Annotated in this window: 12 protein-coding genes; 4 read left to right on the top strand and 8 right to left on the bottom strand. The window is 36.7% G+C overall.

Annotated elements, in window-relative coordinates; genetic code table 11:
• The 4 genes from QOX35_RS15245 to QOX35_RS15230 form a co-directional block, all read right to left on the bottom strand.
• A complete protein-coding gene (locus QOX35_RS15245) occupies window positions 1-519 on the bottom strand; it encodes an NUDIX hydrolase (protein WP_283687665.1) in 519 nt (172 codons plus the stop codon).
• Between the two features lie 200 nt (window positions 520-719).
• On the bottom strand, window positions 720-938 hold the full coding sequence (locus tag QOX35_RS15240; protein WP_283687664.1) for a (4Fe-4S)-binding protein: 219 nt from the start codon (window positions 936-938) through the stop codon (window positions 720-722).
• A gap of 47 nt (window positions 939-985) precedes the next feature.
• Entirely contained in the window at window positions 986-1,288 is a 303-nt protein-coding gene (locus tag QOX35_RS15235; protein ID WP_283687663.1) for a GNAT family N-acetyltransferase, read from the bottom strand.
• A 72-nt stretch (window positions 1,289-1,360) separates the two neighbouring features.
• Window positions 1,361-2,521, bottom strand: coding sequence for a low temperature requirement protein A (locus QOX35_RS15230; RefSeq protein WP_283687662.1), 1,161 nt, complete (start codon window positions 2,519-2,521; stop codon window positions 1,361-1,363).
• Window positions 2,522-2,778: 257 nt separating this feature from the next.
• Between QOX35_RS15230 and QOX35_RS15225 the strand changes: the two genes are divergently transcribed.
• Window positions 2,779-3,945 carry an AIR synthase related protein gene (locus QOX35_RS15225; RefSeq protein ID WP_283687661.1) on the top strand — a complete coding sequence of 389 codons (1,167 nt, stop codon included), beginning with the start codon at window positions 2,779-2,781 and terminating at the stop codon, window positions 3,943-3,945.
• 121 nt (window positions 3,946-4,066) lie between these two features.
• Window positions 4,067-4,306 carry a hypothetical protein gene (locus QOX35_RS15220; RefSeq protein WP_135104419.1) on the top strand — a complete coding sequence of 80 codons (240 nt, stop codon included), beginning with the start codon at window positions 4,067-4,069 and terminating at the stop codon, window positions 4,304-4,306.
• A gap of 77 nt (window positions 4,307-4,383) precedes the next feature.
• Here QOX35_RS15220 and QOX35_RS15215 read toward each other — a convergent pair whose 3' ends face one another.
• The 4 genes from QOX35_RS15215 to QOX35_RS15200 form a co-directional block, all read right to left on the bottom strand.
• Window positions 4,384-6,468 (bottom strand): DNA topoisomerase 3, encoded by a 2,085-nt coding sequence (locus tag QOX35_RS15215; RefSeq protein ID WP_283687660.1) that lies wholly within the window; start codon window positions 6,466-6,468, stop codon window positions 4,384-4,386.
• Between the two features lie 72 nt (window positions 6,469-6,540).
• Window positions 6,541-7,359: a 3-methyl-2-oxobutanoate hydroxymethyltransferase gene (panB, locus tag QOX35_RS15210; RefSeq protein ID WP_135104417.1), complete on the bottom strand. Its 819-nt coding sequence runs from the start codon at window positions 7,357-7,359 to the stop codon at window positions 6,541-6,543.
• 267 nt (window positions 7,360-7,626) lie between these two features.
• On the bottom strand, window positions 7,627-9,147 hold the full coding sequence (locus tag QOX35_RS15205) for a beta-helix domain-containing protein (protein ID WP_283687658.1): 1,521 nt from the start codon (window positions 9,145-9,147) through the stop codon (window positions 7,627-7,629).
• A gap of 46 nt (window positions 9,148-9,193) precedes the next feature.
• Window positions 9,194-12,049, bottom strand: a complete 2,856-nt coding sequence (locus QOX35_RS15200; RefSeq protein ID WP_283687657.1) for a TonB-dependent receptor — start codon at window positions 12,047-12,049, stop codon at window positions 9,194-9,196.
• Window positions 12,050-12,285: 236 nt separating this feature from the next.
• Here QOX35_RS15200 and QOX35_RS15195 point away from each other — a divergent pair, with 236 nt between their 5' ends.
• Window positions 12,286-12,855 carry a hypothetical protein gene (locus QOX35_RS15195; RefSeq protein WP_283687656.1) on the top strand — a complete coding sequence of 190 codons (570 nt, stop codon included), beginning with the start codon at window positions 12,286-12,288 and terminating at the stop codon, window positions 12,853-12,855.
• A 23-nt stretch (window positions 12,856-12,878) separates the two neighbouring features.
• Window positions 12,879-14,213 (top strand): TolC family protein, encoded by a 1,335-nt coding sequence (locus QOX35_RS15190; protein WP_283687655.1) that lies wholly within the window; start codon window positions 12,879-12,881, stop codon window positions 14,211-14,213.
• The last annotated feature ends 5 nt before the right edge of the window (window positions 14,214-14,218 follow it).

Below are 14,218 nucleotides of genomic sequence, written 5' to 3'. Positions count from 1 at the left end.
CTACTGTTGAGCTATATTTTGAGAGCCTTTGTGCAGGAATAATCTGAAGTCGGATTCAAAATTTAGGGTAAATACATCTTTACCCAACTCATTTTGTATCTCATCGATCGTCCAAAAACGTCCGTCGGCAAGCTCTTCCGTATTTAGTGTAAAGTCACCATTGTATATAGCATAATAACAATAGCTTAATTCACGCTCCCGATCTGTCTCTATTATATATTTGGTTATATAGCGAGGTATAATATCCGATATATTTAACTCTTCGGAAGCCTCGCGCAATGCTGCCTTTTCGGGTGTCTCGTTTAAATCTATATGCCCCGCTACGGAAGAGTCCCACCTGTTGGGCTGTACATCTTTTGTAGCAGAACGTTTTTGTAAATACAATTCACCTTTAGAGTTAAAGATGTGGAGATGAATTACAGGATGTAACAACTTTGATCCATCATGACAGACACTACGTGATGCTTGTCCAACCACAATACCTTGTTCATCTACTAGAGGAAATATTTCTTCTTGCATTAAAGTCTTTTTTATTATAAAGTCTTCTTGACTTCTAAATATAGAAATTATTTTGATTAGAATTAGCTTGTTTTCACTACCAATTTTTTGTACAGAATCTTCCGCTTTACGATTTGACTATATAAATAAGGTTGAATATAAGTCTGTATTTGATAAAGTATTTATATATAAAAAGTTTAAGGATAAAGTAAAAGAGTATATTAAGTCTTATTCATCCGATAGGTAAGAGCTTTGGACAGACACATATCTATCTGTTCTATTAGTTCCTCAGTGGTAGCATTTTCAGGTTTTACCCATGGCCTTTCTTTAGGATGATAAACATTTGGAAGCATTTTAACACAAATACCCGCATGCTTGCATATTTCAGGTTTCCATATTACGGTCACTTCCCCGTTTGTGTATTCTATTACTTTTTCCATTTTATGAAATATTTTTTAATTGATTCTTTTTGTAAAGATGTGTTACGTTATACATTTATCCCCTTCATAAGAATACGCCTCCAGTCTGGATGTTTTTGTATATATCCCGCAACAAAAGGACATAATGGTACTAATTGAAGTTTTTGCATCTCAATATCCTGCAATACTTTTTCTACCAACTGACTGCCTATACCCTGACCTCCAAGTTCGGAAGGTACTTCGGTATGTGTCAGATAAATCTCATTGTTGACCGATTTCATATATTTTATTTTGGGAATGTATTTTCCTACATGAAATTCATACTGGCTTTCATCTGTATTATTTATCAATTCATATTCCTTTGTTTCCATATTTCATTTCTACTATAAGTTTTGTTTCTTATTTATAAAACATATTTCTAGCACTCTTGTTCTCAATTTTTGTCATTCAACATTTGGATTCATCATTTCATAAATACTGATTGCCACAAATACGAACACAGACAAGGCATTAATTATTAACAGATTCAGGTATGGAGAAAACGGAATTATCAGCAATAAAGCTATTATGCCCACAATATGCGATTTTGCGATAATATGGCAAGTAAGCCATTTATAGGCAATATTGCTCACAAGATAAATGACTGGCCCCACTATGATTACAAAGATTGCAGCTAAAGAAATATAGCCAAGAGGATGATTGACAGTCAGTTCATCTCCAACAGCACTCATTATCAGTGCACCTACCAGTACCACATGCACAGCATGATATTTCAGCCCTAACATTCCGGGATCGTCCACTTTCTGGATTTTCTCAGCACCTACTTCGCTGCTCGTATCAAAATAGACCCACCACATAGCCAGACTGCTGACAGCAGACAAAAGGGCTGCTGCCACAACAGGTAGTGTCCAAACTTCTAATTCGCTCAACGATGCACCTGTCATCAATATGGTTTCTCCAAAAGCAATAATTACAAAAAGCTGACATCTTTCAGTCAGATGGTGTCCTTCAATTGTCCATTCTTTGCTCGAATCGGAACGACCGAGAATGGGAAGATAAAAACCATGCATAGGAGCTATATAGTCTGACAGAACAGCGATAGTCCATAATATCAATCGAATGAAATCTTCTTCCAAAGCTCCTACGATCCAGAATACGGCTGAGATAAAAAACCATATCAATATACGAGTATAGTTCTTTGTCAGATGATGCTTCTTACCAAGCATGAAAAGGATAATACCCGAACGTCCGATTTGAGTAACAACATAACACAAGGCAAATATGAGCCCTCTATCTCCGAATGCATCTGGTATCGCCGCAGCAATGATAAGCCCTATCAACATTAAGATAAACAGAAAAATACGGATTTTTCGTGTATTAGGATCAAACCAATTAGTCATCCATGTAGTATGCTGCCAAGCCATCCACATGGCAAACCAGATTACTGCACTTTGTAAAAATCCAAGCCATGTAAGATGATGCAGGAGATAATGAGATATCTGGGTGACGGCAAATACATAGATAAGGTCAAAAAGAAGTTCGGAGAAAGAAACAGATGCGATACCATTCCCTCTACTGCGCAACAATGACTGTGAAAATGACATATTATAATAAATTGAAAGATATTTTAGTAGCAATAAAGATTATAAAGAAAACTAAAAAGCCAAGATGACTTCTATTCCAACAAAGATAAAATTTACATGTAAGTATGCGCTTAATTTCTTCTCATTTTTTCACACAATTCTCCCCTAGAAGAGAGTTATATATAGTATTGTATAATTGCAGAAATTAGAACTGTATTTCTTATTTCAATATTACCTCTATTTTATTAACTTTGCAGCTTAAATATATTCATATAATAATGAGTGACCAACGATACAACCAGCGTGGCGTTTCAGCATCGAAAGAAGATGTACATAATGCTATAAAAAACATCGATAAAGGAATATTCCCTAAGGCTTTTTGTAAAATAATCCCCGATATATTAGGTGGCGATGCCGAATATTGCAATATTATGCATGCCGACGGAGCAGGAACAAAATCTTCGTTAGCGTATATGTATTGGAAAGAAACCGGCGACTTGTCGGTTTGGAAAGGTATTGCACAGGATGCACTGATAATGAATATAGACGACCTGCTGTGTGTAGGTGCTACCGATAATATTTTATTGTCGTCTACTATAGGACGTAATAAAATGCTGATTCCGGGCGAAGTGATCTCTGCCATTATACAGGGAACAAATGATCTTTGTGAAGAATTATCGTCACTAGGAGTAAATATATATCCTACCGGTGGAGAAACTGCCGATGTAGGCGACCTTGTACGTACAATAATAGTAGACAGTACGGTTACCTGCCGCATGAAAAAATTGGATGTAATATCTAATGACAATATACAGGATGGTGATGTGATTGTCGGCCTATCCTCATACGGACAAGCCACATACGAAAAAGAGTATAATGGCGGTATGGGTAGCAACGGATTAACATCTGCCCGCCATGATGTGTTTGCGAACTATTTGGCAACGAAGTATCCGGAAAGTTATGATTCGTCTATTCCTAGCAATCTGGTTTATTCAGGCAATATGAAGTTAACGGATATCATCGAAGGGCTAGGAATTGATGCCGGTAAGCTGGTTCTATCTCCTACTCGTACTTATGCTCCTGTTATAAAACAGATACTAGATAAATTACGCCCGGTAATACACGGTATGGTACACTGTTCGGGAGGAGCACAAACAAAGGTTCTCCACTTTGTAGATAAAGTGAAGATAACAAAGAACAACTTGTTCCCTGTGCCACCTTTATTTAAACTGATACAGGAACAATCGGGAACCGACTGGAAAGAAATGTACAAAGTATTCAATATGGGGCATCGTATGGAAATATACTTACCTTCGGAATATGCAGAGGCAGTAATTGATATATCAAAATCTTTCGGCATCGATGCTCAGATCGTTGGATATGTTGAGAAGTCGGAGAAGACAGAACTGCTTATTGATAGTGAATTTGGCCGATTTGAATATTAATTAGGAATAGTTACTGTATTTGATTATCAAATTTAACTTTAGTTAATTAAATTCTATTTGATTTGCTACTATATTTGTATCCAAACGAAAATATTAATATTCACTTAATAGGGTACAAAGTATGAAAAAAATGATCATGTCGGCAATTATGTGTTTAGCCTTAATTGCATCAACAAGTGTAATGGCTCAAGACAAAGCACCTAAAAAAGATTGTCCTAAATCTAAAACAGAATGTACTAAAGACGGAGAAAAGAAAGCATGCTGTAAAGACAAAGCTGCTGCCGACAAAAAAGCTTGTACAAAAGACGGAGAGAAAAAAGCTTGTTGCAAAGACAAAGCTGCTACAGATAAGAAAAAGTAATTAAAACTTAAGGTAAAAATAAGAGCTATCATTGAATGATAGCTCTTTCTTTTTATATGTGACTTTCACAAAAATAGCTAAGATTTATATTTCGTTTCAAATATTGCTTTTAGTTCATCATCAGTCAAACTATCACCAACTTCATCAAAGGTCAAACGGAAGGTACAGCCCTGTTTCCACTCAGAACATCCGTAAGCCGTTTTCCCTTTCAATATTTTACCGACTTTGCATAACGGACAAGATAGAGGCTCGCTATTTTTAGATTCGGTTTTCTTTTCTTTGTTAGGCTTTGGTGTCGTTTTTTTATCTCTAGCCTTCTTTTCCTTAGTCGGTTTCTTTGTTGATTTTGCCTCTTCTTTTACGGCTTCTTGTATTGTAATAGTCGTTCCCCAATCATTTTTCACATTGGCTACAATCTCTATTAGCATTTGCTTGAGCTCGTCAATGAACTGACGAGGATCGTACTCGTTTCGTTCTATTTGGCGCAACTTTTTTTCCCAGATTCCCGTTAGTTCGGCTGATTTTAGCAGCTCTTCTTTGATTGTACCAATAAGCTCAACCCCTGTTTGAGTAGCATAAAGATTCTTTCGCTCCTTACGGATATAATTCCGTTTAAACAGAGTTTCTATTATTGCGGCCCGTGTAGAAGGACGACCTATACCATTCTCTTTTAAGGCATCACGCAACTCGTCATCATCTACAAGCTTCCCTGCGGTTTCCATGGCACGTAACAAAGTTGCTTCGGTATAATATTTAGGTGGCTGAGTCCATTTTTCGTTCAAGGCAGGAATATGAGGCCCCGATTCTCCTTTTTCAAAAGCAGGTAGTATGTTATCATCAGCATCCTCTTCTTTTTCATCCTGACTTTCCGCTTGCTTTTCAAATACTACTCGCCAGCCGGGTTCCAGAATTAGTTTGCCCGTTACCTTAAATTCTATTTTATTTACTTCACCCAGAACAGTCGTTGTTGCTATTTTACAATTTGGATAAAAAGCTGAAATAAAACGCCTTGTTATAAGATCATAAACCTTTTGTTCGTTACCTGCTATCGCATTCGCCCTTACACCTGTAGGTATAATAGCGTGGTGGTCGGTAACTTTACTATTATCAAAAACCTTTTTTGACTTTGGAATCTTTGCTGCTGCCAATAAAGGTTTCACAAGCTCTTCATAGCCACTTATTCCACGAAGGATGGCAGGAATTTTAGGATAAATATCATCACTAAGGAATGTAGTATCAACACGAGGATATGTCACCAGTTTCTTTTCATACAACGACTGTATCGTCTTTAATGTATCTTCTGCCGAGAATGCATACTTTTTATTGCATTCCACCTGTAGAGCAGTAAGGTCAAACAAGCGTGGAGGTGCCTCCTCGCCTTTCTTTACTGATACATCCGTTACTTCAAAATCAACTTGCTTTATTTCTTCAAGAAACTTCTCACCTTCTTCTTTTTCCAGAAACCGTCCTTTAGTTGCAGAAAATGTCGTTTCTCTATAAACTGTTTTTAGCTCCCAGTAAGGCTCAGGTTTAAAGTTCTCAATCTCGAGCTGACGGTTGACAATTAGTGCCAATGTAGGTGTTTGCACTCGTCCGATAGACAATACAGATCTATTTTGCCCATACTTTACAGTATATAATCGGGTGGCATTCATACCTAACAGCCAATCGCCTATTGCCCTGGACAATCCGGCTTCATAAAGTTTATCGAAGACCTGCTCTTCTTTAAGATTATTAAACCCTTCGCGTATAGAATCTTCGGTTAATGATGATATCCACAGACGTTTTACAGGAACTTTACATTGAGCTTTTTGCAATACCCAACGTTGAATTAGTTCTCCTTCCTGTCCGGCATCTCCACAGTTTATAACCTCAGCTGCTTGAGAAATCAAGGTTTCAATAACTGAAAACTGCTTCTTAACACCATCATTATCAATAACCTTTATACCAAAACGAGGTGGAATCATCGGCAATACGAATAGAGACCATTTTTTCCATTCCTGGGTATATTCGTGAGGTTCTTTGAGCGTACAGAAATGCCCGAAGGTCCATGTTACCTGATAGCCATTGCCCTCAAAATAGCCGTCTTTACGAGCATTCGCGCCTAAAATACTTGCTATTTCTCTTGCAACACTTGGTTTTTCTGCAATACAAACCTTCATTTATTCTCAACTCCTTTTATAAATATTATAATATTTAATAGATCAGCTATACTTTGCAACAGAGATCAAGCTCTAATAACTTTCGTTCTCATTCGGAAAATCAGAAGTCTTTACATCCTTGATATAATTCTGAACAGCTTCTGTCATTACAGAATGTAAATCTGCATAACGACGTAAGAATTTAGGCGAGAAATTTTTATTTATTCCAAGCATATCATGCACTACCAAAACTTGTCCGTCGGCATGAGGCCCCGCCCCTATACCTATAGTAGGAATTGATAGTTTTGATGTAACTTCTTTTGTCAGTTCAGCAGGAATTTTCTCTAATACGACACCAAAACAACCTACTTCCTGAAGTTTAAGAGCATCCTTTAGTAGTTTATCTGCTTCCGACTGGTCTTTTGCTCTCACATTATAAGTTCCATATTTATTTATAGATTGTGGCATAAGCCCTAAGTGCCCCATTACTGGAATACCGGCATCGATTATCTTCTTGATATCCGAGATAACTTCTTCGCCACCTTCTACCTTAATAGCATCGGCTCCGGTTTCTTTCATCATGCGGATAGCATATTCCAGAGACTTTAATGGGTTACCTGACACTGTACCGAATGGCATATCAACGACAACCAATGATCGTTTAACTGCATTCATGACAGAACGCCCATGATAAATCATTTGCTCCAATGTCATCGGAAGAGTAGTAACATTACCAACCATTACATTAGAGGCGGAGTCACCAACCAAGATAACATCCATTCCTGCCTGATCGATAATAGATGCCATTGAAAAATCGTACGCTGTAAGCATTGAAATTTTTTCGCCACGCTGTTTCATTTCTATCAGGCGACGAGTAGTGACCTTGCGGTTATCTTCTGTGTATGTGGACATAATCTCCTTTTTATGGTTAAAAATTATGGATTTAAAGACACAAAGATATGATTAAAGTATCAATTTAAGGGTTAATCTTACCGTGATATAATTTCTCTTTGTTAAAACAATGCAATTCCAGAATCATGCTAAGAGAGGAGAATATACGCTGCATTCTCTTCTATTTTATGCACTTATATGCTTATTGATATCCCCCAATATTAAGCATAAAAAAGCCGAATGTTTTTCACATCCGGCCTTTTCTCATTTTGAAAATTTCTGTTATTATTAGTAAGTAGTGTTTTGAGGATCAAAGTTTGTCCATCCTTGCAACCAATTATCATTGCTAGAGTCACTGGCAAAAGCACCTGAATAGGTTACTTTTGTGAAGAATGAATCTGACAACGAAGCATTTGAGAAAGAAGCCAATCCAAGTACAGGGCTACCTGAAACAGGACCGTAGTTCGGATTACTTGCTTTACTGTTTGGTTGTTTGAATTTCAGGTCTGAAATACTAGTCAGAACCTTATTATTGTTTGCTGTTAGTTTAAAGAATGTACTTGAGAATGATGCTTTTGTTTCGTCTGTTATAGATGTTCCATTGGTTGACAATTGGTCTGTCCATGTAGGCGATTGCTTGTTAATATCAGCACCAAGAACGTTCATTCCTGCAAAAACATTGTTCTGTAGTTTAAGTGTGCCGTCTTCAGCCCATTTTTGAGTTGTTCCTTTCTGATTGTCTAATATTAAACCTACCGGATAGCCTGTAGCAACAGAGTTGAAAAGATTCAAACGAGAGTTGCGACGAATTTGTATTGCAGCTTGGAATACACCTAGTCTTGATCCATTATTAGGATTTAGTCCATTACCTGTAATGTATTGAGTTGTATTAGCAAAATCTGTAGCTTGTCCGATTGGCCCTATTAGAGTCACATTACTAAATACAGCTTTTGTATATGGTTCGTCGGTTGTACCATTCGCGTTGTTGTCTGATTCGAAACCATTAGATAAAGATTGGTCTGCTATTTGAGGGTTTCTAACACCTAAAAGGAATTGAAGGTTACCGGAATACCCATTATCTGTATCAAAATCATCGTCCCATCCGTGATATGCTACAAGGTATTTAGCATTTACAGTCCCGCCAAACCATTCAAAAGAGTCATCATTAGAATAAGATACTTGTACGTGATCTATTTGTGTGCCACGACCTACAGATCCCATTGTCAAACCATTAATTTCCTGGTCTGTTGCAAAAGGAAATCCGGCATATTCAATTCTCACATAGCTGACTACACCAGAGTTGTCATTATCGTCATTACCACCATGTTTAGCATTTACTCCACCTTCTATTTGCATTCCATCTACGATATCGATATTATTTTTTGCTCTACCGCAAAGTATAATACCTCCCCAGTCTCCCGGCTTACGGCTTCCTGCCGCCTGATTAGAAGTAAATACGATAGGTGCAGAAGCTGTTCCTTTGGCGATTAGCTTTCCGCCTCTTTTTGCTATAATTGCTGCTTTTGTATTTTTATCACCTTTGATAATAGTACCCGGCTCGATAGTCAGTGTAGCACCATCTTCGATATATACCCAACCTTTCAATACATAAGTACCTTTTGCAAGTGTATGGCTCTCTTTTATGCTAAATTCCTGCTCACCATTACCTATTTCAGTACCATTGTTAAATAGGATCTGTTCTTTAGACGGATCTACAATTGGATCATCATTGCCATTATCAGAACATGCTGATAGAATAGCGATAGATGCAACTAAAAATAATTTTCCAAATAAATTTAATGTCTTCATATTCATATTATTAAAATGTATTACTTTCTGATTTATAATTTGTTTTCTAAAAAGAGTATCTAGCTGTTAATGATATATTTTGTCCGGTCTTAAATTCTTTTGTGATTTGTTCTCTTTCTTGTGTATTACCATCAGCATCTATGAACTTAGGAAATTGAGCGTACTTTACTTTTGCAGCAAGTATATCTTTTACTGCTGCATTCAGTTCAAAATGCTTCCCGAATTTTTTAGTTATAATAAAGTCTACTACGCTTCTTGGCATCTCGTACATATCAGGAATATCATTGTTTACAGAGCCACCAGAAGTAGTAGATACACGGCCAATACCAACTATCCGTTTCCCAATTATATTATAGAGCGCCGTCGCATTAATTCCCAATTTTTCGTTCTGATAGAATATACCTGTATTTACCAGATAAGGAGATTGACCTTGCATAGGACGGTCGTAGTTGGCACTACTTCTTTCTTTAAACTTTACCTCGCTTTTTATCAGAGACCCGTTGAAGGTCAAAGAGAAGTTATTAAGCCCTATAAAGTCTAAACTTTTCTTTATATCTACTTCAATACCATAGTTGTTAGCCTTATCCGCATTTTTGAAAGTATAGATATATGTTCCACCTCCGTCGAGATAAGTCCATTCTATCGGATTCGTAAAGTTTTTGTAAAATAGAGCTACCGAGAAAATTTCTGAATTGGAAGGATAAAACTCATATCTTAAATCAAAATTATTGACATATGCAGGCTTTAAGTCAGGATTACCCGAAACAAAACTGAACAAATCAAAATCATAATATGACGAAGATGATATTTCTCTAAATTCCTGTCTGTTTGTAGATCGCCCATAAGCTAATCTTACTAAATGATCGTTAGATAAATTGTAAGAAGCATTCAAAGAAGGAAATATATCTGTATAGTTATAATCTGATGTTTTTGACTTATCTCCCGATATTGTTGTATAGCTCTTCAATGACATTTTATTGTGTTCTAAACGAACTCCGGTATAAATATTCAATTTATTCAGTGGAATATTGAAGCCGATATAGCTTGCAGCCTGCGTATTTGTTCCCGAATAATCATTTAATCGATCGGTATCATCATAAACATACAGCTTGGTTGCTCCATAGTTTTGGGGAATCAGCATTTGAGTATAAACATCTTTATATCCAAAGTCTTCATCCAGATTCTCAGGTATCCAGCGATATTTAAAATAGCGTGTATTATAATTCCGATCTCTATATTCTCCATATACACCTGCTTTTATAGACGGTTTAAATCCATTCTCAAAAGAAAAATCATGTGTATAATTGGCAGAAAAGGAATAATTATATTCGTTTAGTTTGTTATAGTCGCGTGTTATATCATTTTGATCGATTTGATATTCCATATAGTGTGCATCACCCGGATAACCATTTTGCTCCCAGTTGATAATACGTCTGTCAGGCTGATTTCTATTACTGTAAGAAAAACCTAATACCCAATCTAATTTGTCTTTCTCCGTCAAGGTGTGCTTCCCTGCAAATTGGGCAGAATAAGCAAGACGACTGCTATAGATATATTCTGCTTTTCGTTGCCCGTAGAAGCCACTTGTATTCTGATATCCTTCGCGCTCAGTATATCTGTTTTTACCTATTTGGTTCAAAATATTTCTAAACTCGAAATGGTGTTTATCGTTAGGCATGTATATCAGATTAGCCAAAGCCCCTACCCTTGCATCATTGTTGTACTGATTGTCTTTATATTTAAATGTAAAGTATGGTTTATCATTGTCCGAATCGTAGACTCCATATCGAGAGTTTTCCATATCGGTAAAAGTCTTACTTGTATTGCTATAATTCAGAGCAGCTATAAGTCCCCACATACTGTTGTTCGCTCCGGCGTATTTTCGGTTGATAACAAAACCTAAACGTTGATCAGGTAATGGTTTCTTGTTTTTAACAAGCCAATCGTTATTGAATCCGGTTTGAGTGAGATCTGTTACCTGCTGAGAATTATCATTATCTATACGTCCAGATGAAAATGCGTTAGAAAGACTTCTCATACCATTATCAAATCCGAGAAAGTCTGTTGCACTACCGTTACTGTATTTAAAGTCTTTGAATTGAGTTTGCGTATTTATGCCGGCTCCGTAACTGACCTGGATAGAATTTTCATTCGGAATCCCCTTTGTCTCTACTTTAATAAAACCTCCCGAAAAGTCAGCCGGCAACTCTGGTTGCGGAGATTTTACAATCATAATATTTTCTATCTGTGAGCTTGGCAATATATCGAATGAGAAAGATCGGCTATCTGCTTCCGAGCTAGGTATAGCACTATTATTTACCCATACATTGTTATATCGTTGAGAAAGCCCTCTGGCAACAACAAACTTATCATCTATAATCGATATGCCAGGAATACGTCTTATCACCTCCGATGCATCGCGATCCTGACTTTTTGCAATTTGCTGTGAGGATACTCCACTGACTACTGCGTTCGATTTTCGTATAGAGCTGAGTAAAGACACTTCAGAATTTATACGTCCCAAGGCTACAACATATACTTCGCCTAATGTATGCGATGCTTCTATCATGGGAATATCTACTACAGTGGGCTCTCCTTTCTTGATTTCTACATCTGTAATTTCTAATGGTTGATATGAGATGTAAGAAGTTACGAGGGTATATTTCCCCGGACTAAGCTTCAATTCATATTTTCCATCTTCATCAGAAATAGCACCTATTGTTGTGTTCTTAACAGAAATGGTAACTCCCGGTAGAGATTCTTTTGTTTTTGCATCTACAATACTTCCGGTCAGAATGGTCTGAGCAGAAAGTGTAGTTATTGATAATAAAGCAAATACAAGCAACATTGATTTTAGTAAGTTGCGGTTCTTCTTTTTCACTGAATAGTCAATTTTAAACATATATTTATTTGATATTTTACATTGCAAATCACTTACATTTTTGTTACAAGAGAACTACACCCTCAATAAGTTTAATTCAAGAAAACGTTTCGTTTTAGTTACGGTACACCAATGTCTCGACTAGCCAACAGATCAAACCTAAATATGATCTATTTGTCGATAAAACAGACTTATTCATCGATTACCATTGTGTAGCGAAATACACAAATATACTTTTGAGTAAAAAGAAAGATAAAATGAAGAAAATTTTACTACTAATATCTCTTGCTATAGTATGCGATAGCCTTGCTGCACAAGGCTCTATGGGAGGTATGGGAGGAGGAAGACCTCCCGAAGGAGGCAAAGGACGAGGGGAAGGCCATGCCCCTATGCATCAAGGTAATTCTCGCGACGAGAGTTTTTTTATTATGGGTATACCTGACATTCCGAACCTAACCCTTGAACAACGAGAGAAATTGAGTAAAACGATTTCGGATGAACGGAAGGATATCTTCAAATTGATGCAAGAGAAACAAGAGCTAAAAATGAGATCAGAGAATCCCGGAATAGCAAATAAAGAAAGATTAAAACTTACAGAAAAAATAAGTAAAACAGACGAGAAGATTAAGACTAAACAAGAGAAATACGACAAAAAGTACAAGTCTATACTTACATCGGAACAATACCACATATTTGCTGAAAAGAAACAAAGCGTGGAGTTCCGCGAACCACCCAGAAGGAGACTCGAAGAGAAAGGAGATCAACGCCCTTCAGCAATGCCAAACGAAGGTACAGCTCCCGATGAATCACCAGATGGAATGTTTTGAAAACATTAAGATACAATTTAAAGATGAGCATTTATTTTACTAAAAATTTGTTAGGTTTAGTAATGGCAGTAACCGGACTCTTCATTCCGGTTGCTGCTTTCTCTCAAAAAAAATGGACATTAAGAGAGTGCATAGACTATGCCAGACAAGAAAACATCCAAGTAAAGAAGTCCATTATCACTACAGAAAGTTACAATGTAGATATTTCGCAATCGAAGGCTGCATTGTTTCCGAGTTTAAGCGGAAGTGTTTCGCAGCGATACACAAACTCTCAGTCACCGGATGGTGCCGGGAATTATCATTATGAAGGATTGTTCAATGGGCAATATACATTAAATGCAAACTGGACAGTATACAATGGTGGAAAAAATAAGAATAATATTAAACAAGCTCAACTAAAAAAAGAAGCTCAAAACCTAAATACAGAAAATATCCGTAATCAGACTGAGATATCTATTACACAGGCTTATTTACAAATTTTATATAGTAGAGAGTCGATAAAAAACAACGAGAATATTGTAGCATCGGATGAAGAGCAATTGAAACAGAGCAAAGAGTTTCTTGATGCAGGAAGTATTACACACAGTGAATATGCTCAGGTGGAAGCTCAATATAGTTCCGACAAATACAATCTTGTACAAGCACAAAGTTCTTACGAAAGTTATAAGTTACAACTGAAACAATTGCTCGAATTAGATTATGATGAAGAGATAGACATTGTATTTCCTGAGATAAATGACGAAGATATACTATTATTTATTCCTTCAAAATACGAAGTTTACAGAAGAGCTCTAAATATAATGCCCGAAGTAGCAAATAGCAAATTAAATATACAGCTGGCTAATCTCAGTAAATCATCTGCAAAGGCAGGCTATCTACCTACTGTTTCTGTTACAGGAAGTATGGGCACCGGTAATATATTTAATAATTCACCCTCCTTTGCAACACAAATAGGACGAAATTTCAATCAGTCTATAGGGCTTACGCTTAGTGTGCCTATTTTCGATAATAAACAAAACAAGTCAAACGTAAAAAAGGCAGAGCTCGACATACAGACAGCTCAACTAGACTTGATAGATACAGAAAAAACATTATTAAAGACGATAGAAACCTTATACCAAGATGCAGTATCGGGGCAAAGCAAGTATAGAGCAGCTAAGGATCAAGTAAAATCTTCGGAATTGAGTTATCAGCTCGTACTAGAGCAATATTCATTAGGAATGCGCAATACAGTAGAACTCACTACCGAGAAAAACAATTATGCCAATGCTTTACAGTCTTTACTGCAAGCCAAATATACAGCATTGCTAAGTTTGAAATTACTAAATTTCTATCAAGGACAAGAATTAACGCTTTAATAAGA

The organism is Dysgonomonas sp. Marseille-Q5470, assembly GCF_951230145.1.
In the GTDB taxonomy this organism is placed as follows: domain Bacteria; phylum Bacteroidota; class Bacteroidia; order Bacteroidales; family Dysgonomonadaceae; genus Dysgonomonas.
Note: the sequence above shows the minus strand (reverse complement) of the source record. Positions and strands in the feature narration are given on the sequence as shown.

Coding starts and splice junctions, on each gene's coding strand:
- QOX35_RS15245 (WP_283687665.1), bottom strand. CDS start 519: ATGCAAGAAGAAATATTTCCTCTAGTAGATGAACAAGGTATTGTGGTT.
- QOX35_RS15240 (WP_283687664.1), bottom strand. CDS start 938: ATGGAAAAAGTAATAGAATACACAAACGGGGAAGTGACCGTAATATGG.
- QOX35_RS15235 (WP_283687663.1), bottom strand. CDS start 1,288: ATGGAAACAAAGGAATATGAATTGATAAATAATACAGATGAAAGCCAG.
- QOX35_RS15230 (WP_283687662.1), bottom strand. CDS start 2,521: ATGTCATTTTCACAGTCATTGTTGCGCAGTAGAGGGAATGGTATCGCA.
- QOX35_RS15225 (WP_283687661.1), top strand. CDS start 2,779: ATGAGTGACCAACGATACAACCAGCGTGGCGTTTCAGCATCGAAAGAA.
- QOX35_RS15220 (WP_135104419.1), top strand. CDS start 4,067: ATGAAAAAAATGATCATGTCGGCAATTATGTGTTTAGCCTTAATTGCA.
- QOX35_RS15215 (WP_283687660.1), bottom strand. CDS start 6,468: ATGAAGGTTTGTATTGCAGAAAAACCAAGTGTTGCAAGAGAAATAGCA.
- panB (WP_135104417.1), bottom strand. CDS start 7,359: ATGTCCACATACACAGAAGATAACCGCAAGGTCACTACTCGTCGCCTG.
- QOX35_RS15205 (WP_283687658.1), bottom strand. CDS start 9,147: ATGAAGACATTAAATTTATTTGGAAAATTATTTTTAGTTGCATCTATC.
- QOX35_RS15200 (WP_283687657.1), bottom strand. CDS start 12,049: ATGTTTAAAATTGACTATTCAGTGAAAAAGAAGAACCGCAACTTACTA.
- QOX35_RS15195 (WP_283687656.1), top strand. CDS start 12,286: ATGAAGAAAATTTTACTACTAATATCTCTTGCTATAGTATGCGATAGC.
- QOX35_RS15190 (WP_283687655.1), top strand. CDS start 12,879: ATGAGCATTTATTTTACTAAAAATTTGTTAGGTTTAGTAATGGCAGTA.